Annotated in this window: 23 protein-coding genes; 16 read left to right on the forward strand and 7 right to left on the reverse strand. The window is 67.0% G+C overall.

Translation table 11 applies throughout. The features are described from left to right. Positions 1 to 162: 162 nt before the first annotated feature. Positions 163 to 603, forward strand: coding sequence for a YciI family protein (locus QYL93_RS03220; RefSeq protein WP_305742787.1), 441 nt, complete (start codon positions 163 to 165; stop codon positions 601 to 603). Between the two features lie 27 nt (positions 604 to 630). Here QYL93_RS03220 and QYL93_RS03225 read toward each other — a convergent pair whose 3' ends face one another. Further along, positions 631 to 1,749: an MBL fold metallo-hydrolase gene (locus QYL93_RS03225; protein WP_305742309.1), complete on the reverse strand. Its 1,119-nt coding sequence runs from the start codon at positions 1,747 to 1,749 to the stop codon at positions 631 to 633. Between the two features lie 117 nt (positions 1,750 to 1,866). Here QYL93_RS03225 and QYL93_RS03230 point away from each other — a divergent pair, with 117 nt between their 5' ends. The 9 genes from QYL93_RS03230 to QYL93_RS03270 all read left to right on the forward strand — a co-directional run bounded on the left by QYL93_RS03230 (position 1,867) and on the right by QYL93_RS03270 (position 10,981). Continuing rightward, positions 1,867 to 2,262: a MerR family DNA-binding transcriptional regulator gene (locus tag QYL93_RS03230; RefSeq protein WP_305742310.1), complete on the forward strand. Its 396-nt coding sequence runs from the start codon at positions 1,867 to 1,869 to the stop codon at positions 2,260 to 2,262. A gap of 54 nt (positions 2,263 to 2,316) precedes the next feature. Beyond that, positions 2,317 to 2,778 (forward strand): PaaI family thioesterase, encoded by a 462-nt coding sequence (locus QYL93_RS03235; RefSeq protein WP_305742311.1) that lies wholly within the window; start codon positions 2,317 to 2,319, stop codon positions 2,776 to 2,778. A gap of 217 nt (positions 2,779 to 2,995) precedes the next feature. Beyond that, entirely contained in the window at positions 2,996 to 4,186 is a 1,191-nt protein-coding gene (locus QYL93_RS03240) for an isovaleryl-CoA dehydrogenase (protein ID WP_305742312.1), read from the forward strand. A 40-nt stretch (positions 4,187 to 4,226) separates the two neighbouring features. Beyond that, positions 4,227 to 4,886, forward strand: coding sequence for a carbonate dehydratase (gene can / locus QYL93_RS03245; RefSeq protein WP_305742313.1), 660 nt, complete (start codon positions 4,227 to 4,229; stop codon positions 4,884 to 4,886). 35 nt (positions 4,887 to 4,921) lie between these two features. Next, the gene (aceK, locus tag QYL93_RS03250) at positions 4,922 to 6,724 is read left to right on the forward strand and encodes a bifunctional isocitrate dehydrogenase kinase/phosphatase (RefSeq protein ID WP_305742314.1); all 1,803 of its coding nucleotides are present in this window, start codon (positions 4,922 to 4,924) and stop codon (positions 6,722 to 6,724) included. 78 nt (positions 6,725 to 6,802) lie between these two features. Beyond that, positions 6,803 to 7,987, forward strand: a complete 1,185-nt coding sequence (locus QYL93_RS03255; RefSeq protein ID WP_305742315.1) for an acetyl-CoA C-acyltransferase — start codon at positions 6,803 to 6,805, stop codon at positions 7,985 to 7,987. A gap of 71 nt (positions 7,988 to 8,058) precedes the next feature. Next, complete coding sequence (locus tag QYL93_RS03260; RefSeq protein ID WP_305742316.1) at positions 8,059 to 9,099, forward strand: DUF695 domain-containing protein; 1,041 nt, start codon at positions 8,059 to 8,061, stop codon at positions 9,097 to 9,099. A 33-nt stretch (positions 9,100 to 9,132) separates the two neighbouring features. Continuing rightward, positions 9,133 to 9,801 (forward strand): SDR family oxidoreductase, encoded by a 669-nt coding sequence (locus QYL93_RS03265; protein ID WP_305742317.1) that lies wholly within the window; start codon positions 9,133 to 9,135, stop codon positions 9,799 to 9,801. Positions 9,802 to 9,850: 49 nt separating this feature from the next. Continuing rightward, positions 9,851 to 10,981 (forward strand): acyl-CoA dehydrogenase family protein, encoded by a 1,131-nt coding sequence (locus QYL93_RS03270; RefSeq protein WP_305742318.1) that lies wholly within the window; start codon positions 9,851 to 9,853, stop codon positions 10,979 to 10,981. Positions 10,982 to 10,994: 13 nt separating this feature from the next. Here the strand turns inward: QYL93_RS03270 and QYL93_RS03275 are convergent, their stop codons facing one another. From QYL93_RS03275 to QYL93_RS03290, 4 genes are all read right to left on the reverse strand, one after another. Then, on the reverse strand, positions 10,995 to 12,776 hold the full coding sequence (locus QYL93_RS03275; RefSeq protein WP_305742319.1) for an ATP-binding protein: 1,782 nt from the start codon (positions 12,774 to 12,776) through the stop codon (positions 10,995 to 10,997). A gap of 15 nt (positions 12,777 to 12,791) precedes the next feature. Further along, a complete protein-coding gene (locus tag QYL93_RS03280; RefSeq protein WP_305742320.1) occupies positions 12,792 to 14,618 on the reverse strand; it encodes a hybrid sensor histidine kinase/response regulator in 1,827 nt (608 codons plus the stop codon). After that, positions 14,618 to 15,283 (reverse strand): response regulator transcription factor, encoded by a 666-nt coding sequence (locus tag QYL93_RS03285; protein ID WP_305742321.1) that lies wholly within the window; start codon positions 15,281 to 15,283, stop codon positions 14,618 to 14,620. The genes QYL93_RS03280 and QYL93_RS03285 overlap by 1 nt, the downstream gene beginning before the upstream one ends. Before the next feature lie 307 nt (positions 15,284 to 15,590). Beyond that, positions 15,591 to 16,070: a DUF421 domain-containing protein gene (locus QYL93_RS03290; protein ID WP_305742322.1), complete on the reverse strand. Its 480-nt coding sequence runs from the start codon at positions 16,068 to 16,070 to the stop codon at positions 15,591 to 15,593. Positions 16,071 to 16,223: 153 nt separating this feature from the next. On the opposite strand from QYL93_RS03290, the gene QYL93_RS03295 reads away from it, so the two are divergent. The 4 genes from QYL93_RS03295 (at position 16,224) to QYL93_RS03310 (ending at position 19,666) form a co-directional block, all read left to right on the forward strand. Next, positions 16,224 to 16,928: a DUF4197 domain-containing protein gene (locus tag QYL93_RS03295; protein ID WP_305742323.1), complete on the forward strand. Its 705-nt coding sequence runs from the start codon at positions 16,224 to 16,226 to the stop codon at positions 16,926 to 16,928. A gap of 168 nt (positions 16,929 to 17,096) precedes the next feature. After that, a complete protein-coding gene (locus tag QYL93_RS03300; protein WP_305742324.1) occupies positions 17,097 to 17,510 on the forward strand; it encodes a YchJ family protein in 414 nt (137 codons plus the stop codon). 32 nt (positions 17,511 to 17,542) lie between these two features. Continuing rightward, positions 17,543 to 18,196, forward strand: coding sequence for an HAD family phosphatase (locus QYL93_RS03305; protein ID WP_305742325.1), 654 nt, complete (start codon positions 17,543 to 17,545; stop codon positions 18,194 to 18,196). A 78-nt stretch (positions 18,197 to 18,274) separates the two neighbouring features. After that, positions 18,275 to 19,666, forward strand: coding sequence for a patatin-like phospholipase family protein (locus tag QYL93_RS03310; RefSeq protein WP_305742326.1), 1,392 nt, complete (start codon positions 18,275 to 18,277; stop codon positions 19,664 to 19,666). Position 19,667: 1 nt separating this feature from the next. Here the strand turns inward: QYL93_RS03310 and QYL93_RS03315 are convergent, their stop codons facing one another. Together QYL93_RS03315 and QYL93_RS03320 are read right to left on the reverse strand one after the other, a co-directional pair. Continuing rightward, on the reverse strand, positions 19,668 to 20,336 hold the full coding sequence (locus tag QYL93_RS03315) for a glutathione S-transferase family protein (RefSeq protein ID WP_305742788.1): 669 nt from the start codon (positions 20,334 to 20,336) through the stop codon (positions 19,668 to 19,670). Positions 20,337 to 20,407: 71 nt separating this feature from the next. Next, on the reverse strand, positions 20,408 to 21,490 hold the full coding sequence (locus tag QYL93_RS03320) for an AraC family transcriptional regulator (RefSeq protein ID WP_305742327.1): 1,083 nt from the start codon (positions 21,488 to 21,490) through the stop codon (positions 20,408 to 20,410). 142 nt (positions 21,491 to 21,632) lie between these two features. Between QYL93_RS03320 and QYL93_RS03325 the strand changes: the two genes are divergently transcribed. After that, positions 21,633 to 23,351, forward strand: coding sequence for an AMP-binding protein (locus QYL93_RS03325; RefSeq protein WP_305742328.1), 1,719 nt, complete (start codon positions 21,633 to 21,635; stop codon positions 23,349 to 23,351). 14 nt (positions 23,352 to 23,365) lie between these two features. Next, a complete protein-coding gene (locus QYL93_RS03330) occupies positions 23,366 to 24,973 on the forward strand; it encodes a carboxyl transferase domain-containing protein (RefSeq protein ID WP_305742329.1) in 1,608 nt (535 codons plus the stop codon). Position 24,974 lies beyond the last annotated feature (1 nt).

Consider the following 24,974-nt stretch of genomic DNA (forward strand, 5'->3'; position numbering starts at 1 on the left):
AGGGGTTCGAAATCATGGCTGCTGCAAATGCCGACAGTTCCTGCCATGGCGCCATGGCCGTACGAAATTTCACCCCTGCTGTCGAAATGGCAGTCCATCATCCGTCGTGCAGACAAACAGAGCCTGGTGCGCTCTGACTTTCCCACCCACGAGGAGATCCCGATGCGATTCATGGTACTGATCAAGGCCGATGCCGACAGCGAAGCCGGCGTGATGCCCAGCGAACAGCTGATGGCCGAGATGGGCCGTTTCAACGAAGAACTGGTCCAGGCGGGCGTGATGCTGAACGGTGACGGGCTGCACCCCAGTTCGAGGGGCGCCCGTGTGCGCTTCTCAGGCGAGGCACGTCAGGTGATCGATGGCCCTTTTGCAGAAACCAAGGAGCTGATTGCCGGCTTCTGGATCTGGAAGTGCGCCTCGCTGCAGGAGGCCATCGATTGGCTCAAGCGTTGCCCGAATCCGATGCTCGGGGAGTCTGAGGTCGAGATCCGGCAGATCTTCGACGCCGAGGACTTCGGCGCCGAATTCACGCCCGAATTGCGCGCGCAGGAAGAGCGCCTGCGCATAGAGATCCAGGAACAACAGCGGCAACAGGACGCCTGACCGGCCGGTGGCGCCTTTCCTTTCTCTCTAGGCGACGGCGGCGCTGGCCGTCTCTTGCTGCTGCGCAGCGGCAAAGGTCTCTGCCGGTCCGAAGCGATATACCCCTTCGTCGTCCATCACCCGGTCGAAGCGCCCATCGAGCCACAGCAAGTGCAGATGGGCCAGCGCCTCGCCCAGGGCAAAGGTCATCTGGTGCGGGTCGAGCGGGCGCTTGAACATCACGGGCAACACGTCCGAGGCCGACAGGGGTGTGAAGCGGCTGGCGTCCACGATTTCTTGCAGGCGTTCCTGGTGGTGGCTTTGCAACTGCCCGATGCGCACATGCATGCCGGTAAAGGGCTTGCCGTGCGAAGGCAGGGTCAGCGTATCCGCCGGCAGGTCCAGGTAGCGCGCAATCGAGCTGAGAAACAGCCGCAGTGGATCGGCTTCGGGCTCGGCCGCATGCACGCTCACATTGGTGGAAATGCGCGGCAGTACCATGTCGCCGCTGATCAGGACCGACAGCTTGGGGCAGTGCAGCGCGATGTGTTCGGGCGCATGGCCATAGCCGCTGATGCATTTCCAGGTGCGCCCGCCGATCTCGATGGCATCGCCGTCCATCATGCGCCGGTACGTTGTGGGCAGGTCCGGCACCAGCGAGTGGTAGTAGGAGCCGCGGCCATGCACGTGGCTGAGGAACGCCTCGTCACGCGCACCATGGGAGGTGTAGAAATCGGTCCCGGCCTCGCCACTGAATCCGTCGCGGCTGCCGATCGCTGCGCGGGCAGCGTAGTAGTCGGTGGCGCTGATCCACAGGCGTGCATTCCAGCGCGCGCACAGCCAGTGCGCCAGGCCGATGTGGTCGGGATGCATGTGGGTCACGATCACGCGCAGGATGGGCAGGCCGTCCAGGCTGGAGGCAAACACCTGCTCCCACTGTGCACGCGTGAGCGGGTTGTCGATGCAGCAGTCCACCACCGTCCAGCCGTCCACCAGGGTGTTGCCCACACGCTGGCGGTCGCGAAGCAGCCACAGGTTGATGTGGTCCAGCGCGAACGGCAGGCCCATGCGGATCCAGCGCACCCCAGGCGCCACGTCCATCGCCACCCCGGGTGCAGGAAGGGTGTCGCCCATGGGGTAGGTGATTTGGTGTTCGAGGGGGTTCATGCGGTGCCTGCTTGGGTTAGCATTGACGTTAACGTAAACGTCAGATTCACTGCATTGTAGAGACGGTTCGCGAAGCGACTGTCGCCAGTGCGAAACCTGCATTCCCCCGACTGCCCCATGGCCACCTCCTACACCATCAGTGACCTCGCCAAAGAATTCGATCTCACGACGCGCGCCATGCGCTTCTACGAAGACATGGGCCTGCTGCAGCCCGAGCGCACCGGCCCGGCTGGCCGCAACCGCATCTACAGCGCGCGCGACCGCACGCGGCTGCGCCTGACCTTGCGCGCCAAGCGCCTGGGCCTTTCGCTGACCGAGGCCAAGGAAATCATCGACCTCTACGACAGCCCGCGTGACACGGGCGCGCAGTTGCGCAAATTCCTCGAAGTGCTGGGTGTGCACCGCAAGCAGCTGGAGGAGCAGTTGGCGGACCTGCAGGCCAACCTGGAAGAGGTGGAAGAGCATGAGCAGGAGGCCCGGGCACTGCTCGACAAGGTGGAACAGCAAAAATGAGCCATAATTGACGTTTACGTAAACGTCAATCCAATTTCCTTCCAGGAACCTGCCGTGATCAGCCCAGCTTTCGAGGTGAGAAGCCCGCGCTATGCGGACCGCGTGAGAGACAGCTTTGCGCTGCAGGGCGCCATGCAGACGCTGGGTGCGCGCCTGGCCCGCATCGAGCCGGGTGCGGTGGACATCGAGTTCGATTGGGCTGCCAGCCTCACGCAGCAGCATGGTTTCCTGCATGCCGGCATGGTCGCCACAGCGCTCGATTCCGCCTGCGGCTATGCGGGGTTCACGTTGATGGGCGACGATGCGTCAGTGCTCACCATCGAATTCAAGATCAACCTGCTGGCCCCCGCGCAGGGCGAGCGCTTTCGCGTGGAAGGCCGGGTGCTCAAGCCCGGCCGCACCATCACCGTGACCGAAGGGCGCGCCTATGCCCTGGGCGCCCAGGCCGACAAGCTGGTGGCCACCATGGGCTGCACGCTGATGGCCGTGACCGGCCGAGACAACATCCGCGGCTGAGATGAAGCACCCCCTGAGTCGCTTCGCGCCTTCACCCCTCTCTCGACTCGCTGCGCGAGTCGGGAGGGGGACGCCCCCAGCGCGGCGGGGCGGCCCTTGCGCGGGGGGCACTGGCCTCGCGCGCGCCAGTTTCATGCGTCGCGGGTGACGCGCAGCGCTATGGACAACTGAGATCGAATCCTCACCACCATCTTTACTTCCTACCAGGAGACAAACCATGAGCATCCCCGCCAACCTGCCAGGCCTGAACTTCCAGCTGGGCGAAGACATCGACGCGCTGCGCGACGCCGTGCGCGATTTCGCGCAGGCCGAGATCGCCCCGCGCGCCGCCGAGATCGACCACAACGACCAGTTCCCAATGGACCTGTGGCGCAAGATGGGCGAGCTCGGGGTGCTGGGCATCACCGTGCCCGAGCAGTACGGCGGTGCCGCCATGGGCTACCTGGCCCATATGGTGGCCATGGAAGAAATCTCCCGCGCCAGCGCCTCCGTGGGCCTGTCCTACGGCGCGCACAGCAACCTGTGCGTGAACCAGATCAACCGCAACGGCAGCGAAGCGCAAAAGGCCAAGTACCTGCCCAAGCTGATCAGCGGCGAGCATGTGGGCGCGTTGGCCATGAGCGAGCCGGGCGCCGGCTCCGACGTGATCAGCATGAAGCTCAAGGCCGAGGACAAGGGTGGCTACTACCTGCTCAACGGCAGCAAGATGTGGATCACCAACGGCCCGGACGCCGACACCCTGGTGGTCTATGCCAAGACCGAGCCCGAGCTGGGCGCGCGCGGCGTCACCGCCTTCCTGATCGAAAAGGGCATGCCCGGCTTCAGCGTGGCGCAAAAGCTCGACAAGCTGGGCATGCGCGGCAGCCACACGGGCGAGCTGGTGTTCAACAACGTCGAGGTGCCGGCCTCGCAGATCCTGGGCGGCCTGAACCAGGGCGCCAAGGTGCTCATGAGCGGGCTGGACTACGAGCGCGCGGTATTGACCGGAGGCCCTCTGGGGATCATGCAATCGGTGATGGACAACGTCATCCCTTACATTCACGACCGCAAGCAGTTCGGCCAGAGCATCGGCGAATTCCAGCTCATCCAGGGCAAGGTGGCCGACATGTACACCGTGCTCCAGGCGGGGCGCTCGTTTGCCTACACCGTGGCCAAGAACCTGGACATGCTGGGGACCGACCATGTGCGCCAGGTCCGCAAGGACTGCGCCAGCGTCATCCTCTGGTGTGCCGAGAAGGCCACCTGGATGGCGGGCGAGGGCGTGCAGATCTTTGGCGGCAACGGCTACATCAATGAGTACCCCCTGGGGCGCCTGTGGCGTGATGCCAAGCTGTACGAGATCGGCGCGGGTACGAGCGAAATCCGCCGCATGCTGATTGGCCGGGAGCTGTTTGCCGAGACCTGCTGAACTGCGGGCCGATTCCACCTATTTTGAGAGCCGAGACCACATGCCCACATCCATCGAAGACCTGTTTGTCCACAACCGAGCATGGGCGGCCCAGATGGAGCGTGAACGCCCTGGCTTCTTCACCGGCCTGCTGGCACAGCAAAAGCCCAAGTACATGTGGATCGGCTGCTCCGACAGCCGCGTGCCGGCCAACCAGATCACGGGCCTGGAACCCGGTGAGGTCTTCGTGCACCGCAACGTGGCCAACGTGGTGGTGCCTACCGACCTGAACTGCCTGTCCACCATCCAGTACGCGGTGGACCAGCTGCACATCGAGCACCTGATGGTCGTGGGCCATTACGGTTGCGGCGGCGTGCTGGCCGCGTTGGAGGGCACGCGTGTGGGCCTGGCCGACAACTGGATCCGCCACGTGCAGGACGTGCGCGACCGCCACCGTGAGCTGATTGCCGCCACCGCGCCCGAATGGCGCCACGATGTGCTGTGCGAGCTCAACGCCATCGAGCAGGTGGTCAACATCGCACAGACCACGGTGATGCTCGACGCCTGGGGCCGCGGCGACAAGGTCACCCTGCACGGCTGGTGCTATGGCCTCAAGGACGGGCTCATCAACGACCTGCACATGACCATCGCCGGCACCGAGGGCCTGGACTCGCTGTACAGGGCCGCCATCGCCGGCGTGGCCGCCACCCGGAGGGGCTGAGCCCACAGGCCCCCTGCAGGATCGGTAGGCAGCCCATGTTCCCGCAACGACTCGACTCGCCCCAGGCGTACGACATCGCCAAGGCGATGATGGATGGCTTCAACCGCCACTACCGCTTGTTCCGCACCGAGTCCGCGCGGGCCAAGCACCGCTTCGAGACCGCTGACTGGCATGGCCAGCAGCGCGCCCAGCGCGAGCGCATCGAGTTCTACGACCTGCGCGTCAAGGAGTGCGTGCGCCGGCTCGAAAAGGAGTACGACGCCGGCACCCAGCCCATGGACGTCTGGCACCAGGTCAAGCTGCACTACATTGGCCTGTTGGTCAACCACCACCAGCCCGAGCTGGCCGAGACCTTCTTCAACTCGGTGACCTGCAAGATCCTGCACCGCACCCACTTCCACAACGACTTCATCTTCGTGCGGCCTGCGGTCAGCACCGAGTACATCGAGAACGAAGAGCCGGCCGCACGGCCCACCTACCGCGCCTACTACCCCTCGCGCGAGAGCCTGCACGACACGCTCACCCGCATCATCGACAACTTCCAGCTGCAGGGCAGCTTCGCCGACCTGCCGCGTGACACCGGCCATGTGCTGCGCGCCATGCAGGGCCGCCTGGACAAGGTGCGCCTGCGCGCCAATTTCCAGATCCAGGTGCTGGCCAGCCTGTTCTTTCGCAACAAGGGCGCCTACGTAGTGGGCAAGATCATCAACGGCTTCCAGGAGGTGCCGTTCGCCCTGCCCATCCTGCACGACGACGAGGGCCGCCTGTATATCGACGCGGCCCTGTTCGGGGAGGACGATCTGCAGATGCTGTTCAGCTTTGCGCGCGCCTACTTCATGGTGGACATGGAGATCCCGAGCGCCTACGTGCAGTTCCTGCGCAGCCTCATGCCGCGCAAGCCGCGCGCCGAAATCTACAACGCCCTGGGCCTGGCCAAACAGGGCAAGACGCTGTTCTACCGCGACTTCCTCTACCACCTCAAGCATTCGAGCGACCGCTTTCGCATCGCGCCCGGCATCAAGGGCATGGTCATGCTGGTGTTCGACCTGCCGTCGTTCCCCTTCGTGTTCAAGCTCATCAAGGACTTCTTTCCGCACCAGAAGGAAACCACGCGCGAGCAGATCAAGGCCAAGTACCTCTTGGTCAAGCAGCACGACCGCGTGGGGCGCATGGCCGATACGCTGGAGTACAGCGAGGTCGCCTTTCCGCGCGACCGCTTCGACGACGAGCTGATCGCCGAGATCCAGAAGTTCGCGCCCAGCCAGCTCGAGATCAGCGACCGCGACGGCGATGGCCAGACCGAGGTCATCATCAAGCACCTGTACATCGAGCGGCGCATGATCCCGCTCAACATCTACCTGCAGGAGGCCTTCGACACCGGCCTGTCGGACAACCGTGCGCGCCAGCAGATGGAACACAGCGTCATCGAATACGGCAACGCCATCAAGGACCTGGTGGCGGCCAACATCTTCCCGGGCGACATGCTGTGGAAGAACTTCGGTGTCACGCGCAACGGCAAGGTCGTGTTCTACGACTACGACGAGATCGAATACCTCACCGACTGCCACTTCCGCCGTGTGCCCACGCCGCGCAACGAAGAGGAAGAAATGAGCGGCGAGATCTGGTACGCCGTGGGCCCGCGCGACGTGTTTCCCGAGACCTTCGGCCCCTTCCTGCTGGGCAACGACGCCGTGCGCGCCGTGTTCATGCAGCACCACAGCGACCTGCTGGACGCCGCCTTCTGGCAGTCGCACAAGGAGCGCATCCAGGCAGGTCATGTGTACGACGTGTTCCCCTACGACACCGACCGCCGCTTCACGGGAGCGCCGCGCGACTGACGGGACTGCCCGTGCAGCCCGTGGCATCCCACCGCAACCCTAGCGATTCATCCCCCCCACCTTTCAGGAGACAACACCATGAACCAGGATCCCATTGTCATCGTCGGCGCCGCACGCACCCCCATGGGCTCGTTGCAGGGCGATTTTTCCAGCCTGTCCGCCCATGACCTGGGTGGCGTAGCGATCAAGGCCGCCATGGAGCGTGCCGGTGTCTCGCCCGACGCCGTGGGCGAAGTGCTGTTCGGCAACTGCCTTATGGCCGGCCAGGGCCAGGCGCCTGCGCGCCAGGCGGCTTTCAAGGGCGGCCTGCCCAAGGGCGCGGGTGCGGTCACCCTGTCCAAGATGTGTGGCTCGGGCATGAAGGCCGCGATGATGGCGCACGACATGCTGCTGGCCGGCACGCACGACGTCATGGTGGCCGGCGGCATGGAGAGCATGACCAACGCCCCCTACCTGCTGCAGAAGGGCCGCGGCGGCTACCGCCTGGGCCACGACCGCATCTTCGACCACATGATGCTCGACGGCCTGGAAGACGCCTACGAGGCCGGCCGTTCCATGGGCACCTTTGGTGAAGACTGCGCCGCCAAGTACCAGTTCACGCGCGAGCAGCAGGACGCATTCGCCACCGCCAGCGTGCAGCGCGCCAAGGCCGCCACCGAATCGGGCGCCTTCGCCGCCGAGATCGTGCCCGTCACTGTCAAGACCCGTGCGGGCGAGACCGTGGTGTCGGTCGACGAAGGTCCGGGCAAGGTCAAGCTCGAAAAGATCGCCAGCCTGAAGCCCGCCTTCAAGAAGGACGGCACCATCACCGCCGCATCGAGCTCCAGCATCAACGACGGCGCCGCCGCGCTGGTGATGATGCGCGAGTCGACGGCCAAGAAATTGGGCTGCAAGCCCATCGCCCGCGTCGTGAGCCATGCCACGCATGCACAGGAGCCCGAGTGGTTCGCCACCGCCCCCCTGGGCGCCACGCAGAAGGCGCTGGCCAAGGCCGGCTGGGCCGTCGGCGACGTGCAGCTGTGGGAGATCAACGAGGCCTTCGCCGTGGTGCCCATGGCGCTGATGAAGGAGCTCGACCTGCCGCACGACAAGGTCAACGTGAACGGCGGCGCCTGCGCCCTGGGCCACCCCATCGGTGCCAGCGGCGCGCGCATCATGGTCACGCTGATCCATGCGCTCAAGGCCCGCGGCCTCACCAAGGGGCTGGCCACGCTGTGCATCGGTGGCGGCGAGGCCACGGCCATGGCGCTGGAACTGGTCTGATTCCGGCCCAGCATATTCGGCCAACAATAGCGCCTTCACTACCACCATATTCCGCACCGGAGCACGCTGCCATGGAATCCAGCACCGCCGCCATCACTGCCTTCTGGCGCGAGTTCGCCGACACCGAGGCTGCCCTGCATGCCATGCCTTTGCGCGAACGTGTGGAGGAGGGCAATGTGCTGCTGGAGCGGCACCTGGAAGGCCTGGCGCTGGAGATGTCCGGTGGCGACGGGGATGCGGTGGTGGACATGATCGTCACTGCCCACGGCAGCATCGACTGCTTCCCCCTGCTGATGCAGGTGGTCGCGGCTGCGCCCAAACTGCAGCACCACACGCTGCGGGCGTTCCGCGAGCGCACGCAGCAGCCGGACTTTCCCATCGGCATGGACGGCTTCGAGCTGTCCACCTCCGAGGTGCTGATCGTCTGCAGCCAGGACGACGGCCAGGCCGCGCTCGAGATCCGCTTCGGCCGCGAGATCCCGCAGGATTTTCAGGACCATGCGCGCAACATGGCCTTCATCATGATCGACCATGTGCTGGGCGAGTACGACTTTGCCGTGAAGGTCGGTGCCGTGGACTTCGTGGAGGAGTCTGCGGACCCAGATGCCGAGTGGACCCCGCTCAGCCTGCTGCCCCCCGTGTTCGACCGCTACTGGAGCGAAACCCTGGGGCGCACCGGCGACTTCCCCAGCGGCGAGCATGTCTGGGGTGGCATGACCCTGGCCTTTGGCGGGTCGCACGACGAAGACGCCGGCGAGCCGCAGGACACGGCGCTGGTGATGGTCAACCGCAGCGCCAACCCGGTCGCGATGCGCGCCGACCTGGCCTATGCCCTCACGCTGGACATGCCCGTCGGTGACCGCGACGAGCTTCAGGCGGCGCAGGACCTGCACGACCAGGCGGCCACCCTGCTGGAACTGTCGCAGCTGGGCATCCTGGCCTACACCATGACGCGCAGCGGGCGCCGCAAAGCCGTGTACTACGTGGGCGATGAACAACTGGCCAAGCAGGCGCTGGCGCCGCTGCTGCTGCGCGATGAGGCCGCCTCGCTGGAAACCACCACGAGCTTCGATCCCGCCTGGTCGGGCTATTTCGAGTTCGCCATCCACTGACCAGCGCTTTCATCTGACAAGGATTCCCATCCCATGGCAACCATTCTCATCATCGGCGCATCGCGCGGCATTGGCCTGGAGTTGGCGCGCCAGTATGTGGAGGCCGGCGACCGCGTGATCGCCACCGCGCGCGACGACGCCGGGCGTGAGCGCCTGCAGGCACTGGGGGCCCAACCGCTCACCGTGGACGTGGCCAACCCCGCCAGCGTGAGCGGCCTGTCCTGGCTGCTCGACGGCGAGAAGATCGACCTGGCGCTGTACGTGGCGGGCGTGATCCGCCGGCCCAACGCGCTCACGCCGCCCACGCAGCAGGATTTTGACGCCGTCATGCACACCAACGTGCTGGGCGCCATGCAGGCCATTCCCCAGGTTGCGCCCATGGTGGCCGACGCGCAGGGCGTGTTCGCCTTCGTGTCCAGTTCCATGTCGCAGATCGGCAGCGTGGACGACAGCGAATCCTGGCTCTACCGCACCAGCAAGGCCGCCCTCAACATGGCCGTGGCCTCGGCCCAGCACGACTACCCGGGCGCCACCCTAGTCACCATCGACCCCGGCTGGGTGCAGACCGAGATGGGCGGCGGCGAGGCACCGCTCACGGTGCAGGAGAGCGTGCGCGGCATGCGTGCCACCCTGGCCAGCGTGACCGATGCCGATAAGGGGCGCCTGCTGCACCACGACGGCCGGCGCGCTGCGCACTGGTAGCCGTGCCCGCCTTTCTTCCTTTCCAACAACAAGTGCTTTCGGAGACCCCATGCTGCTGACCCAAGACCAGGAAATGATCCGCGACGCCGTGCGCGATTTTGCACAGGCCGAGCTGTGGCCCCACGCGGCACGCTGGGACAGGGAGCACCACTTTCCCAAAGAGGCGCACCAGGGCCTGGCCGCACTGGGTGCCTATGGCATCTGCGTTCCCGAAGACCTGGGCGGCGCGAACCTCGACTACGTGACCCTGGCCCTGGTGCTCGAAGAGATCGCTGCGGGCGACGGTGGCACCAGCACTGCCATCAGCGTGACCAACTGCCCCGTCAACGCCATCCTCATGCGCTATGGCAATGCGCAGCAGAAGAAGGACTGGCTCACGCCGCTGGCCCAGGGCCGCATGCTGGGTGCCTTCTGCCTGACCGAGCCGCATGTGGGGTCCGACGCCTCCGCGCTGCGCACCACCGCCGTGCGCCAGGGCGACGACTACGTGATCAACGGCGTCAAGCAGTTCATCACCAGTGGCAAGAATGGCCACGTGGCCATCGTCATCGCCGTGACCGACAAGGGCGCGGGCAAGAAGGGCATGAGCGCCTTCCTCGTGCCTACCGACAACCCCGGCTACGTGGTGGCGCGCCTGGAAGACAAGCTGGGCCAGCACAGCAGCGACACGGCGCAGATCAACTTCGACAACTGCCGCATTCCGGCCGAGAACTTGATCGGCGCCGAGGGCGAGGGCTACAAGATCGCCCTCGGGGCGCTCGAAGGCGGGCGCATCGGCATCGCCGCGCAGAGCGTGGGCATGGCGCGCAGCGCCTTCGATGCGGCGCTGGCCTATTCCAAGGAGCGCGAGAGCTTTGGCACGGCCATCTTCAACCACCAGGCGGTGGGTTTTCGCCTGGCCGAATGCGCCACGCAGATCGAGGCCGCGCGCCAGCTCATCTGGCATGCCGCCGCGCTGCGCGATGCGGGTCGCCCCTGCCTCAAGGAGGCCGCCATGGCCAAGCTGTTCGCCAGCGAGATGGCCGAGCGGGTGTGCAGCGCCGCCATCCAGACCCTGGGTGGCTATGGCGTGGTGAATGACTTCCCGGTCGAGCGCATCTACCGCGATGTGCGCGTGTGCCAGATCTACGAAGGCACGAGCGACGTGCAGAAGATCATCATCCAACGCGCCCTGGCCTGAGCGCCGCACGCCATCAGTTGCCTTGCTGCCGCAGCCACTGCGCCAGCAGGGCATGCAGCGTGTCGGCGTCGACCGGCTTGCGCAGCACCAGGTAGCCTTGCGCGTCGGCCTCCTGCAATTCAGGCGCATCGAACTCGCCGCTGACCATGGCGCCGTGCGCATCCGGGCAGCGCTCCAGCAGGGCTCGCAGCACCTCGAAGCCGCTTTCCCCCGAGCGCAGCCGCTGGTCGCACAGAATGGCCTGTGGCGTGAACCCGGCTTCGATGTGGGCGAAGGCCTCGCCCGCGTTGGAGGCCAGGCGCACTTCAACCTCCCAGGTGCCGAGCAGGGCCGACCAGGCGCCCAGTACCTGCGGGTCATCGTCCAGCACCAGGCAGCGTCCCTGCAGTGGCCCGTGGCGCCCTTGCGCGCCCATCGGCGCCAACTGGGCGGAAAGCGGCGGCGCCTCGGTGGCTGGCAGCTCGATCCAGAAGCACGACCCCTTTCCTAGCTGGGACCTGAGGCCCTGGCGGGCGCCCATCAGCGCCACGCAGCGTGCCACCACGGCCAGCCCCAGGCCATGCCCGCTGCGGTGCAGCTCCCATGCGTGGTGGGGGCGGTAGAAGGCCTGGTAGATCTGGCCCTGCTCTTCCAAGGCCACCCCCACCCCGGTGTCCCACACCTCGATGCGCCAGTGCTGGCCACGCCGCCGCGCGCCCACCAGCACCCCGCCGTGCGGCGTGTAGCGCAGCGCGTTGTGAACCAGGTTGGCCAGCGACTGGCGCACCAGCGCCGGGTCGGCCAGCACCGTGGCCTGGGGGGGCGGCCTGTGCAGGCGCAGGGCCAGGCGCCTGGCCCCCGCTTCCGCGGAGAACTGGGTCTGCAGGTCATCGAACAAGCCGGCCAGTGCCACGGGTGCCGGCCGCAGTTCCACAGCGCCCGACTCGATGCGCGACAGGTCCAGCAGGGCGTCGAACAAATGGCTCACCGAGCGCATGCTGAGCCGCCACTGCGTGAGCAGCCCTTCGAGCCGCGGCATGTCCTTGCCATGCAGGGCAATGGCCTCGGCCAGCAGGCCCATCGCATGCACGGGCTGGCGCAGGTCGTGCGCGGCGGTGCTCAGAAAGCGGTTCTTTTCCGCCAGCGCCGTCTCCGCAGCGGCGCTGGCCTGGCGGTAGCGTTCGGCCAGGTACCGGCTGTGCTCTTCGAGCGCCACCTGGCGCACGAAAAAGCGGTGCGAGTGGATGGCACTGCGGTAGATCACCGCCATCATCACCAGGGCGATGGGCAGGGTGAAGTACCAGTGGCTCTCGAAGGCCCAGGGCATCATCACGATGCTGCCCGTCATGCCGAAGAAGAAGGCGCGGTAGATCTGCCACGAGGCCGACATCTGGGCGGCGTGGACGGCTACCGTACCCATCAGGGCGGCATACACCAGCAGCATGAAATCATAGCTGGCACTGCCCATGGGCAATGCCACGGCCGATGCCAGCGCCACGCCATGGGCCAGTGCCAACCGCTGCACCCGGGGCTGCCAGGTGGCAAGCAGCTCGGCGGTGGGGCTTTCGAGCTGCTCGCGCCGGTAGCGGCGCAGCAGATGCCATGCGTACCACAGGGCCGGCAGGTACAGCGCGCCCCCGATGAAAAAGCCCCAGGGGTTGCCGCCCAGCCAGGCCAGCAGCCCTCCGAACAGAAAGCCCATGGCGGGCATGGCCGCCATGCTCAGGCGCAGGCGGGCAAAGGCGGCGCTGAGCAGCCGCAAACGGCCTTCGTCGCTGGGCGTGCTGGTTTCCAGCGGGTGTTCTTGCGTGTCCATGCGCAACGGCCTTCGTCAGTGGCTGTACCGGGGCGCCAGCCACTGGGCCAGCACGGCATGCAGCCGGACCACGTCCAGCGGCTTGGACAGCACCAGGTAGCCTTGGTTCTCCGCCTCCTGCAGATCGGGCGAATGCAGTTCGCCACTGACCATGGCGCCATAGGCGTCGGGGCAGTGCGCCATCAGCGCACGCAGGATGTTGAAGCCGCTCTCGCCCGAGCGCAGGCGCTGGTCGCACAGGATGGCGCGGGGGCGAAAGCCGCCGTCCACCAGGTCCCAGGCCTCGCTGGCGCAGCTGGCAAAGCGGGCGTCGATGCCCCAGGCCTGCAACAGCGCTGACCAGGCTGCGGCCACCTGCGGGTCGTCATCGATGACCAGGCAGGTGCCTGCCAGCGAACTCAGGTCGGGCCGGCCGCTGCCCTCGCCTGCGTCCCATGCCAGGCCTCTGTAGCGTGCCTGCTGGGGGTCGCTCTCGACCAGGGTGGCACGGGGCAGGTGCAGCCAGAACCGAGACCCCTTGCCCAGGCGCGAGGCCAGCCCATAGTCGGCGCCCATCAGTTTGGCGCAGCGCGCCACCACGGCCAGGCCGAGGCCGTGGCCGTTGTTGTCGATGTTCCAGGCGTTCTGCGGGCGGTAGAAGGGCGAGTAGATGCGCAGCTGGTCCTGCAGCGCCACGCCCACGCCGGTGTCCCATACCTCGATCTGCCAGCCCCCGCGGCGCGGGCGCGCGGTGAGCAGTACGCCGCCGCGCACGGTGTAGCGCAGCGCGTTGTGCACCAGGTTCACGACGGACTGGCGCACCAGGTCCGCATCGGCCAGCACGGCGGCATGGGGCCCCGGCGGGCGCACGCGCAGCTGCAGCCCACGCGTGCGCGCCTCCTCGCGAAAGAGCGTGAGCACGTCGTCGAAGAGCCCATCCAGCGCCACGGGCGCGGCATGCGCGGCGACATGGCCGCTTTCGATGCGCGACAGGTCCAGCAGCGAGTTGAACATAAGGTTCACCGAGCGCACGCTGCGCTGCAGGTCGGCCAAGGGCGCATTCAGGCCGGGATCGCGGTTGCGCCGCGCAATGGCTTCGGCGAGCAGGCCCATGGCGTGCACGGGCTGGCGCAGGTCGTGCGCGGCAGTGCTCAGGAAGCGGTTCTTCTCCTCCAAGGCGGCCTGGGCTCCGTCGCTGGCTGTCAGGTAGCGTGCGGCCAGTTGCGCACCGCGCTCCTCCAGTCGGATCTGATGCACGAAGAAGCGGTGCGTCGTGCGTGAGTGGCGGTAGATGATCAGGCTGAGCAGCGCCGCCAGCGGCAGGATGAAATGCCAGTGCTGCGGAAACACCCAGACCAGGAGGGGCAGCGATGCATTCCAGCCAGCCATGTACAGGCGCATGAACACGCTGAGCACGGGCGTCTGCAGTGTGGCGTTGCCGACGACGATGGCGGCGTTGGTCACCAGCAGCAGCAAGGCGAAGTCGTAGCTCGCATGGCCCGCCACGATGGCCATGGGCGCCGTGATGCCCGCGCCGTGCAGCAGCGCGCATTGCTCGAGCCGGGGCTTCCATTTGCGCACCAGCGCATCGGCGCCCAGGCGCTCGCGGTCGCGCAGATGGATGCGCCGCTGCACGAACATCACCGTGGCAAACAGGGCGTAAAAGACGCACCACACCCCCATCCATCGCGCGTCGTGCGCCTGCGCATAGAACAGCGTGAGCGTCAGTGACAGCAGCGGCAGCACGAAGATACTGGTGAGCAGGAATCCGAAGGTCATCTCCAGCAGGCGGGCCTGTCCCTCCATGCTGATGGGTGCGTCGTCGGACCAATCGGCCGGTGGCGCTGCCGCAGGCGAGGCCATCAGCCCACAGGTCCTGCCAGAACCAGCCTGCGCCCGCGCAGTTGCGTAATGGCCTCGATGCGGTTGCGCGCGCCCAGGCGCTGCAGGATGGCGGTGATGTGTTCCTTCACAGTGCTCTCCGACAATGCCAGGTCCAGCGCGATGCGCTTGTTGGGCTGGCCGAGCAGCACCAGTGCAAGGATCTCGCCCTGGCGTGCGGACAGGCCCAGCTCGGCCGGTGTCACCGGCAGCTCGCGGCTGCGCAGCCCGCCGGGCTGCACGCGACCGGCGGGCACAAACCAGGTCAGCCCGCCCAACAGCGCATGCACGGCCTGGGCAAACGTGCCCGGGCTCTCCTGCTTGTGCACAAAGCCATGTGCTCCGCCTGCGCGGGCGCGTTCGGCCAGGAGCGGGTCGTCATCGCCGCTCATCACCGCGATGGCGGTGCCGGGGCAACCGGCACGCAGCTGCGAAATGAGGCCCAGGGCCGCCCCTTCCACCAGCCAGAAATCGATGAGGGCCAGCGCCGGTGCCCCATGCACCGCCACCTGCTGCAGGCAGTCGGTCGCATCGGTGGCCAGCCGCATTTCCATGTCAGGGCGCAGCGAACGCAGAAACTCTGCAACCCCGCGCGCCACCAGGGGGTGGTCGTCAAGAATGATGGCGTAGGGGGACGTTGGAGGCATTGGGTGGGGGGAGGCCGCTGTGGCAGGCAAATTCTGCCAAGTGTTCCGCAAGATGGGTGCGGCGCAAACCCTACCGGAGTAGGGTTGCCGCGCACGTGGCCACCGCTGCTGCGCAAAAAACAAGGTTCGTTGCATCCTGATGGCTTGAGGGCGTGCCTCCGAGGCCGGCGACTGGACACTGGCATCACACCAACCAAGTGGGGCCAGAGAGCCATGCAGGCGACTTGTCCCGCAGCGGCCAGCCTGGAGCCGGAGATCACTGCCGCGATGGCAAGCGGCAAGTGCTGTACCCCCACTGACGCGTCAATTAACCGGCGCTGTCGCGCTTGCGCAGCACCACGGTGATCTGCCCGTTGGTCTCTATGGTGGCACGCTCCACCTCGTGCAGGTGCAGGCAGCCGCTGGCGCGCAGGGCGGCCTCCAGGTCGTCGGTGGAGAGCAGTTCCTTGTGCATCAGCTCTGTGTGGACCTTGCCCTGGTCCACCAGCACGCGCGGGGTGCCGTCGATCAGGCGCTCCAGCCAGGCGAAGCGGAAGGTCAGGTTGGCCAGCACCACATGGCAGCCCATCAGCGTGCTGGCCGAGATCAGCCCGCCCACCAGGGAGTTGTCACCCGCGTTCATCGAGTTCTGCACGGCGTTGAACAGGATCAGCAGCAGCACCAGGTCGAACGGCGCGTACTGCCCCGTCTGGCGCTTGCCCGTGAGCCGCAGGAAGACCAGCAGAAACACGTAAACCAGGACGCCGCGCAGCACAAACTCCCACCATGGCACGCTCATTTCCCACATGGTTCGACTCCTGGGGTGGTGATATTCATGCGTGCCAGTCTACGGGGTGCGGCGCGTCGGCGAAAATCGGACACCATCGCGCTTTCACGCAGGCCGGCACGCCGGGATGGAAGACCTGTTTTTGTAAATCGTGTTTGATCAGAGAGGCCACGCATGCTGCGTCGCGAATTCCACCACGCTGGCGTGGGCGCCCTGGGCGCCTGGCTGCTGGCCACCGCCGGTCATGCCCAGGCCCTGTCTCTGGGCGATCTGTCGGCCGCCGATGCCTCGGGGGGCCTGAAGGCCGCCTTGTCGCAGGGCGTGCAGGCGGCCGTCACCTCGCTGGGCCGGCCTGATGGCTTCCTGGGCAACCCGCGCGTGCGCATCGGGTTGCCGGGCACCCTGGACGATGCCGCCAAGGTCATGAAGTCCCTGGGCCAGGGGCGGCGCATCGACGAGCTGGTCACCTCCATCAACCGCGCTGCCGAGGCTGCCGTGCCACTGGGCAAGGACCTGCTGGTCCAGGCCGTCAAGAACATCAGCGTAACCGACGCCAGGAACATCCTGACCGGTGGCGAGACCTCGGTGACGGCCTTTTTTGCCGAGAAGACGCGCGCTGCGCTGGGCGAGCGCTTCCTGCCCGTGGTGAACCAGGCCACCGAGAAGGTCGGCCTCACGCAGAAGTACAACGCCTTTGCCGGCAAGGCGGCCAGCTTCGGCCTGCTCAAGGCCGAGGACGCCAATCTGGCGCAGTACGTCACCGGGCGCACGCTCGATGGCCTGTACCTCATGATCGGGGAGGAGGAGCGCCGCATTCGCCAGAACCCCGCAGCCGCCGGCAGTTCCTTGGTCAAGAAGGTCTTCGGCGCAATGAAATGAGGCACCCCCTGAGTCGCTTCGCGCCCTCACCCCTCTCTCGCATTGCTTCGCAATGCGGGAGGGGGACGCACCCCAGCGAGGCGGGGCGGCCCTTGCGCGGGGGCACTGGCCTTGGCCGCGCCAGGTTCAGGGCGGCGCGACCGATAGTTGATATGGCAATCTAAACCCATGGCATCCCCTGAACCCACCAATGCCTGCCCCTGTGGCCAGACCAACGCGCGCCATCAACCCCTGGCCTATGCCGCATGCTGCGGCCGCTATGTCGACCATTTCGAAGCCGCGCCTGCGCCCGATGCGCCCAGCCTCATGCGCTCGCGCTACAGCGCCTTCGTGCTCGAACGGGCAGACTACCTGCAGGCCACCTGGCACCCGCGCATCCGGCCTGCCCAACTGGACTTCGATCCCGGCGCCCGCTGGCTGGGCCTCACGGTGCGCAGCCAGCGCAGCACGGGCGAGGACACGGCCGAGGTGGAGTTCGTCGCTCGCTACCGCGTCGGCGGGCGCGCCGTGCGCCTGCACGAGACCAGCCGCTTCGTGCGCGAGGACGGGCGCTGGTTCTATGTCGATGGCGACCAGCAATGAGCCACTCCTTTCTTTTTTGTGAGCCTTGATCCATGACCTTCGAAGCCATCCTGTTCGACTGTGACGGCGTGCTCGTCGACAGCGAGCACATTACCAACGGCGTGCTGCGCACCATGCTCAACGAAGCGGGCTGGGCCATCACGCACGAAGAGTGCATGGACTATTTCATCGGCCGCACGGTGCGCAGTGCCACGTCCCGCATCGAGGCCGAGACCGGCAAACCCCTGACCGATGAATGGATGGCCAGCTTCTACGCCCGGCGCAATGCCGAGCTGGACCAGCACCTGGTCGCCATAGCGCACATCCACCCCACCATCGAGCGCGTGCATGCCCACCACGGCGGGCGCATCGCCTGCGCGTCGGGGGCTGACCGCTTCAAGGTGGAGATGCAGCTGGTCAAGGTGGGGCTCATGCCGTATTTCGAGGGGCGCATCTTCAGCGGCCACGAGGTTCCCCACACCAAGCCCGCGCCCGACGTGTACCTGGCAGCGGCCGCCGCGCTGCAGGCCGATCCGGCGCGTTGCGCCGTGGTGGAAGACACGACCATTGGCGTGACGGCCGGCGTGGCTGCCGGCGCCACGGTGTTCGCTTATGCGCCGCTGGGCGACGGTGCGGCACTGCGCGCGGCCGGGGCAACGCAGGTGTTCCGCAGCATGGCCGAGCTGCCCGCCTTGCTGGGCTGCTGAGCCAGGCAAGCCAGGGCGCCACCGTCTCTTAAACTCCCCCGCAGTGCGCGCGTTCCTGCCGCGCCGGGAGGGGAGCCTGTGACACTGCAATCGATGGTGCGTTGGTTAGGGGCGGTACTGGTGGTCGTGCTGGCCGGGTGCTCGTCCGTGCGGCCCTGGGTCAATGAGCCCATGCCCCTGGAAGAGCAATCGGTCACGCAGCGGCCTTCGCAGCGCGACCCGACCATCCTGGTCGCGGTCACCCTCTCGGGCGGTGGTGCGCGCGCAGCGGCCTTCGGCTTCGGCGTGCTCACCGAGATGCAGAACACGGTGTTCGAGTGGAACGGTCGGCGCACCACGCTGCTCGATGCGACCGATGTGGTCAGCGGCGTCTCGGGCGGCAGCATCGTGGCCGCCTACTATGCGGCGCATGGCATCGAGGGGCTGCCGCGCTTCGAGCACGAGTTCCTGCGCCAGAACTTCCAGAACAGCCTGATCACCCAGGCCCTGCGCCCGGGCAACCTGGTGGACCTGACCTCGCCCTGGCTCGGTCGCACCCACCTGCTGGCGCGGCGGCTCGACGAGTTGTATGGCGGGCAGACCTTTGGCGACGTGGAAAAGCGCCCGCGCCACCCGCAGCTGTTCATCACCGCCACCGACATGTCTCTGGGCACGGGCTTCGAGTTCACCTGGGACCAGTTCGCGCTGATCTGCTCGGACCTGCGCACCGTGCCGCTGTCCTTCGCGGTGGCCGCCTCGTCGGCCGTGCCGCTGCTGCTCAGCCCCATGACGCTCAAGAACCATGCGGACCAGTGCGCCACCCGCCCCGCAGGGAGCCACCTGGCGCGCGCCAATGCAGGGGACTATCGTTCGCGGCTGTACCGGGTCAACGAGCAGAGCTACCTTGATGCCAGGCGCAAGCCCTACATCCATCTGGTTGATGGTGGGTTGTCTGACAATCTTGGCGTGCAGCGCCTGCTCGACCGCGCCCTGGCAGGCGGCGGCCTGCGCGAGAGCTTCAGCGAGGTGGGCATTCCGCCGGGCAGTATCCGCAAGCTGGTGCTGATCACAGTAAACGCCGAGCGCGACCCCTCGTTCAACATCGACACCAGCGACAAGGTGCCCGACATGCTGCAGGTGGTGGATTCCCTTCTGTTCGGCACCGGCGCGCGCGCCACACGTGAGACGCAGGAATACCTGCGCGACATCACCGAGCAGTGGCGCAAGACCCTGGCCGTAAGTCCGCACAGCGGCGGCGACGTGTTCGCGCCGAACGCCGAGATCCACGTGGTGCCGGTCAACCTGCGCGATTCGCCCGACGACGTGGCTCGCCCGCGCCTGCTGCAGATCCCCACGGCTTTCTCCATCGAACAGCACGAGGTCACGGACCTGATCGAGGCCGGCGGCAGCGTTTTGCGGCACTCGCCCGAGTTCCGGGCACTGGTGAATTCGCTGCCGGTGTACCGCGGCGCCGAGGCTTCGCCCCAATAGCTCAGGGCCGTGTATCGGGCGCCGGCGTGGTCGGCACGTCCTGCTCCTCTGCCGCTTCGAGCTGCGCCGCCATGGCGCGCTGGTAGCCGGGGCGCTGTTGCAGGCGGTGCCAAAACATCAGCGTGCGCTCACCGAACTCGGGCGATAGGCCCAGGTGCTCGGCCAGCAGCAGCGCATAGCCCACCGAGACATCGGCTGCGGTGAAGCGGCCGGCACACAGGTACTCGCCATGGGCGAGGGCGGTTTCCACCGCGCGCAGGCGGGCCAGGAACCAGCGGCGGTAGTCCTCCACCACCTGGGGCTGCTGGCGTGCCTTGGGCTCGAAGCGGCCGTAGCGCAGCACCAGGGTCTGCGGAAAGGTCAGCGTGGCCTCGCCCAGGTGCAGCCAGTTGAGGTAGGCGCCATAGGCCGGGTCCACGGCGCGCACGTCCAGCCCGGCATCGGGGTGGGCGGCGGCCAGGTACTGGCAGATGGCGGCCGATTCGGTCATGCGCACGGCGTCCTGCACGAACAGGGGCACGGTGCCCAGGGGGTTGAGCTCCAGGAAGCTGCGCGCCTTCAGCCGTGGAGGAAAGGGCAGCATGTGCAGCGAGTACGGCAGCTGCAGCTCTTCGAGCATCCACAGGGGACGGAACGAGCGTGCGCTGACGCAGTGGTACAGGTGGATCATCGGCATTGGGGTTCAGTGTAGTGCGCGGCCATGGCCGCATGGGTTCCCCACGCTGCCAGTGCGGTTGCAGATCACGCCGCCGTCCGGGCCAGGCGGCGGTACTCGGCCGGCGAATGCCCGGTCCATCCCTTGAAGGCGCGGATGAAGCTTTTCTCGTTGACGAAGCCTGCCGCCTCGGCCACTTGCTTGATAGGCCGGTCGCTGCGGTGCAGCAACTCCATGGCGCGGCCCTGCCGCACCTCGTCTTTCAGGCCCTGCAAGGTGGCGCCTTCCTCCTTGAGCTGGCGGTGCAGCGTGCGCGGTGATACGTGCAGCAGATGGGCCAGCGATTCGGCGCTGTGCGAGGCCAGCGCCTGGCTAGGGTGGCCCTGCACGGGCGCGCCCAGCAACTGGCGCACGCGGGCCACCAGCAGCCGGTCGCGCCGGTACTGCAGCACCGTGAGCGGCAGCGCATGCTGAAGCATCTGGCGCAGCGCAGCCTCGTCGCGCCGCAGGGGCAGGCTGAGGTAGCGGGCGTCGAAGTGGATGGCGGTCTGCGGGGCGTTGAAGCGCACCGATCCCCCGGGGAACAGCACGCCATAGGCCTCGACATGCGGCGGCGCGGCGAAGGCGAATTCAGCCGCCAGCAGGGGAATGCGCGAATCCACCATCCAGCAACCCAGGCCATGGGCATTGCGCAGCACCGAGACCAGGCAGAACTCGCGCAGGGAGCCCAGGTCACGGTTCTCCGCGATGGAGAGTGTGGCCGTGGTGTCGGCTTGCGTGAGGTGCAGGGTGATGTCGTCGGCCAGCAGGCCGTGGTGGCGGCACCAGCGCTTGAGCGCCACGCCCAGGTCGGGCGAGCTGATGGAGGCGCGCGCCAGCATGCCGTAGCTGCCCCAGGGCAGGCGCCGGCCGAACCAGCCCAGGGCCTCGTCATCGAGTTCCCGCATGGCGGCACCCGACACCTCTTCCATCTGCCAGGCCGTGATGCGCGCACTGTCATCGAACAGCAGGCCGGGCGCAATCTGTGCCTGCGCCAGCGCCCAGGCGGGGCTCATGCTGCGGCGCCTGTAAGCGAGTGCAATCGCCTGCACGAAGGCAATCGGCGTGGCCGCTGGGGCGGTCTTGGGGGCTGGAAGGTCGCTGGGTGCGGTGGAGGCAGGGGATTTCACGGGGTACAGTGTGCATGAGCCGTGGCACGATCTGCAACCTTTGTGTCCACCACGGGCCGCGGTGGGCTTCTATGCTTGGGGTGACATTGCCCATGCCGCGCGGGCAAGCGATACGCAAGGAGACAAGACAATGGGTGCAGCCATGCCTTCCGCCACCACCCCACTGGTCACCAGCCTGGCCCGTGGTGCCACCGACGTGCCGTTGATCGAGCAGACGCTGGGCGATTTCTTCGACGCCATGGTGGCCCGCCAGCCGGAGCGCGAGGCGCTGGTCAGCGTACACCAGCAGCTGCGCTACACCTACCGCAGCCTGCAGGCCGAGGCCCGCCGTCTGGCCAGTGCCCTGCTGGGCCTGGGCCTGGTGCCCGGCGACCGCGTGGGCATCTGGTCGCACAACAATGCCGAGTGGGTGCTGATGCAGCTGGCCACGGCGCAGGTGGGCCTGGTGCTGGTCAACATCAACCCGGCCTACCGCACCTCCGAGGTGGAGTACGCGCTCAACAAGGTCGGCTGTCGGTTGCTGGTGAGCATGGCGCGCTTCAAGACCAGCGACTACCTGGGAATGCTGCGCGAACTGGCGCCCGAATGGCAGCGCCAGGAGCCGGGCCGCCTGGGCGCGGTGAAGCTGCCGCACCTGAACACCGTGGTGTGGATCGACGAGGCCGGGCAGGGCGCCGACGAGCCGGGCCTGCTGCGCTTTTCGGACCTGCTGGCGCGCGGCGATGCGGCCGATGCGCGCCTGGCCGAGGTGGCGGCGGGCCTCAAGGCCACGGACCCCATCAACATCCAGTTCACGAGCGGCACCACGGGTTTCCCCAAGGGCGCCACGCTCACGCACCGCAACATCCTGAACAACGGTTTCTTCATCGGAGAGTGCATGCGCCTCACCCCGCAAGACCGGTTGTGCATCCCCGTGCCGCTGTACCACTGCTTTGGCATGGTGCTGGGCAACCTGGCCTGCTTCACGCATGGCGCGACCATCGTCTACCCCAACGACGGCTTCGATCCGCTCACGGTGCTGCAGACGGTGCAGGACGAGCGCTGCACCGGTCTGCACGGCGTGCCCACCATGTTCATCGCCGAGCTGGACCACCCGCGCTTTGCCGAGTTCGACCTGTCCACCCTGCGCACCGGCATCATGGCCGGCTCGCCCTGCCCGACCGAGGTGATGAAGCGCGTGGTCGAGCAGATGCACTTGTCCGAGATCACCATCGCCTACGGCATGACCGAGACCAGCCCCGTGAGCTGCCAGAGCAGCACCGAGACGCCACTGGCCAAGCGCGTCTCGACCGTGGGCCACGTGCAGCCGCACCTGGAAGTCAAGATAGTGAATCCCGACACCGGCCAGACCGTGCCCGTGGGCGAGCGCGGCGAGTTCTGCACGCGCGGCTATTCGGTGATGCACGGCTACTGGGGCGACGATGCCAAGACCCGCGAGGCCATCGACACCGAGGGCTGGATGCACACCGGCGATCTGGCCACCATGGATGCCGAGGGCTACGTGAACATCGTCGGCCGCATCAAGGACATGGTGATCCGCGGCGGCGAGAACATCTACCCGCGCGAGATCGAGGAGTTTCTCTACCGCCACCCGCAGGTGCAGGACGTGCAGGTGGTGGGCGTGCCCGACGCAAAGTACGGCGAGGAGCTGTGCGCCTGGATCGTGGTCAAGCCCGGCCAGCAACTGACCGAGGAGGCCGTGCGCGCCTTCTGCAAGGGCCAGATCGCCCACTACAAGGTGCCGCGCTACATCCGCTTCGTCACAGGCTTCCCGATGACGGTGACCGGCAAGATCCAGAAGTTCAGGATCCGCGACGAAATGAAGGCCCAGCTGGGCCTGGCCGAACAGAAGACTGCTTGAAAGAGATTCACTGCATGACCATCCTTGACACCCAACTGAACGCCCGCTCGGCCGACTTCCTGGCCAACGCGGCCGCCATGCGCACCCTGGTCGATGACCTGCGCAGCCATCTCGACAAGGTGGCCCAGGGCGGCGGGGAGGCCGCCCGTGCCAAGCACACGGCGCGCGGCAAGCTGCTGCCACGCGAGCGCGTGCAGATGCTGCTGGACCCGGGAACGCCCTTCCTGGAGCTGGCGCCGCTGGCCGCGCTCAACATGTACAACAACGATGCGCCGAGCGCTGGCCTGATCGCCGGCATCGGCCGCGTGAGCGGCGTGGACTGCATGGTCGTGTGCAACGACGCCACGGTGAAGGGCGGCACCTACTACCCGCTGACCGTCAAGAAGCACCTGCGCGCGCAGGAGGTGGCGCAGCAGAACCACCTGACCTGCATCTACCTGGTGGACTCGGGCGGCGCCAACCTGCCCAACCAGGATGAGGTCTTCCCGGACCGCGACCACTTCGGCCGCATCTTCTTCAACCAGGCCAACATGAGTGCCCTGGGCATTGCGCAGATCGCCGTGGTCATGGGCAGTTGCACGGCCGGCGGCGCCTACGTGCCGGCCATGAGCGACGAATCCATCATCGTCAAGAACCAGGGCACCATCTTCCTGGGCGGCCCGCCGCTGGTGAAGGCTGCCACCGGAGAGGTGGTCACGGCCGAGGACCTGGGCGGTGGCGACGTACACACGCGCCTGTCGGGCGTGGCCGACCACTTGGCGCAGAACGACCTGCACGCGCTGCAGCTGGCGCGCAATGCGGTGCGCAACCTGAACAAGGCCAAGGCCGCAGCGCCGGCCGACAGCGCGCCGCTGCCGCCGAAGTTCGCCGGCGAAGAACTCTACGGCGTGATCCCGGTGGACACACGCAAGCCCTTCGACGTGCGCGAGATCATCGCCCGCATCGTCGACGGCAGCGAGTTCGACGAGTTCAAGGCGCGCTACGGCACCACGCTGGTCACGGGCTTCGCGCGCATCGAGGGCATGGCCGTGGGCATCATCGCCAACAACGGCATCCTGTTCAGCGAGTCGGCCCTGAAGGGCGCGCATTTCATCGAGCTGTGCTGCCAGCGCAAGATCCCGCTGGTGTTCCTGCAGAACATCACCGGCTTCATGGTCGGCCGCAAGTACGAGAACGAGGGCATTGCGCGCAACGGCGCCAAGATGGTCACGGCAGTGGCCACCGCCGCCGTGCCCAAGTTCACCATCATCATCGGCGGCAGCTTCGGCGCCGGCAACTACGGCATGTGCGGCCGCGCCTACAGCCCGCGCTTTTTGTGGATGTGGCCCAACGCGCGCATCAGCGTCATGGGCGGCGACCAGGCCGCCGGCGTGCTCGCCACCGTCAAGCGCGATGGCATCGAGGGCAAGGGCGGCCAGTGGAGCGCCGAGGAGGAAGAGGCCTTCAAGGCCCCCATCCGCCGCCAGTACGAGGACCAGGGCCACCCCTACTACGCCACCGCGCGCCTGTGGGACGACGGCGTGATCGACCCGGCCGACACGCGCCGCGTGCTGGCGCTGGGCCTGGCCGCCACGCGCAACGCGCCCATCGAAGACACCAAGTTCGGTTTGTTCCGGATGTAAG

The sequence above is a fragment of the Acidovorax sp. A1169 genome (assembly GCF_030704685.1).
GTDB lineage: Bacteria > Pseudomonadota > Gammaproteobacteria > Burkholderiales > Burkholderiaceae_C > Acidovorax.

Bases quoted from the DNA above. Each gene is read 5' to 3' on its own strand.
- can (WP_305742313.1), top strand. From the start codon at position 4,227: ATGCCCACATCCATCGAAGACCTGTTTGTCCACAACCGAGCATGGGCG.
- QYL93_RS03275 (WP_305742319.1), bottom strand. From the start codon at position 12,776: ATGGACACGCAAGAACACCCGCTGGAAACCAGCACGCCCAGCGACGAA.
- aceK (WP_305742314.1), top strand. From the start codon at position 4,922: ATGTTCCCGCAACGACTCGACTCGCCCCAGGCGTACGACATCGCCAAG.
- QYL93_RS03290 (WP_305742322.1), bottom strand. From the start codon at position 16,070: ATGTGGGAAATGAGCGTGCCATGGTGGGAGTTTGTGCTGCGCGGCGTC.
- QYL93_RS03220 (WP_305742787.1), top strand. From the start codon at position 163: ATGCGATTCATGGTACTGATCAAGGCCGATGCCGACAGCGAAGCCGGC.
- QYL93_RS03265 (WP_305742317.1), top strand. From the start codon at position 9,133: ATGGCAACCATTCTCATCATCGGCGCATCGCGCGGCATTGGCCTGGAG.
- QYL93_RS03300 (WP_305742324.1), top strand. From the start codon at position 17,097: ATGGCATCCCCTGAACCCACCAATGCCTGCCCCTGTGGCCAGACCAAC.
- QYL93_RS03315 (WP_305742788.1), bottom strand. From the start codon at position 20,336: ATGATCCACCTGTACCACTGCGTCAGCGCACGCTCGTTCCGTCCCCTG.
- QYL93_RS03255 (WP_305742315.1), top strand. From the start codon at position 6,803: ATGAACCAGGATCCCATTGTCATCGTCGGCGCCGCACGCACCCCCATG.
- QYL93_RS03325 (WP_305742328.1), top strand. From the start codon at position 21,633: ATGCCTTCCGCCACCACCCCACTGGTCACCAGCCTGGCCCGTGGTGCC.
- QYL93_RS03225 (WP_305742309.1), bottom strand. From the start codon at position 1,749: ATGAACCCCCTCGAACACCAAATCACCTACCCCATGGGCGACACCCTT.
- QYL93_RS03240 (WP_305742312.1), top strand. From the start codon at position 2,996: ATGAGCATCCCCGCCAACCTGCCAGGCCTGAACTTCCAGCTGGGCGAA.
- QYL93_RS03260 (WP_305742316.1), top strand. From the start codon at position 8,059: ATGGAATCCAGCACCGCCGCCATCACTGCCTTCTGGCGCGAGTTCGCC.
- QYL93_RS03230 (WP_305742310.1), top strand. From the start codon at position 1,867: ATGGCCACCTCCTACACCATCAGTGACCTCGCCAAAGAATTCGATCTC.
- QYL93_RS03280 (WP_305742320.1), bottom strand. From the start codon at position 14,618: ATGGCCTCGCCTGCGGCAGCGCCACCGGCCGATTGGTCCGACGACGCA.
- QYL93_RS03285 (WP_305742321.1), bottom strand. From the start codon at position 15,283: ATGCCTCCAACGTCCCCCTACGCCATCATTCTTGACGACCACCCCCTG.
- QYL93_RS03295 (WP_305742323.1), top strand. From the start codon at position 16,224: ATGCTGCGTCGCGAATTCCACCACGCTGGCGTGGGCGCCCTGGGCGCC.
- QYL93_RS03330 (WP_305742329.1), top strand. From the start codon at position 23,366: ATGACCATCCTTGACACCCAACTGAACGCCCGCTCGGCCGACTTCCTG.
- QYL93_RS03305 (WP_305742325.1), top strand. From the start codon at position 17,543: ATGACCTTCGAAGCCATCCTGTTCGACTGTGACGGCGTGCTCGTCGAC.
- QYL93_RS03270 (WP_305742318.1), top strand. From the start codon at position 9,851: ATGCTGCTGACCCAAGACCAGGAAATGATCCGCGACGCCGTGCGCGAT.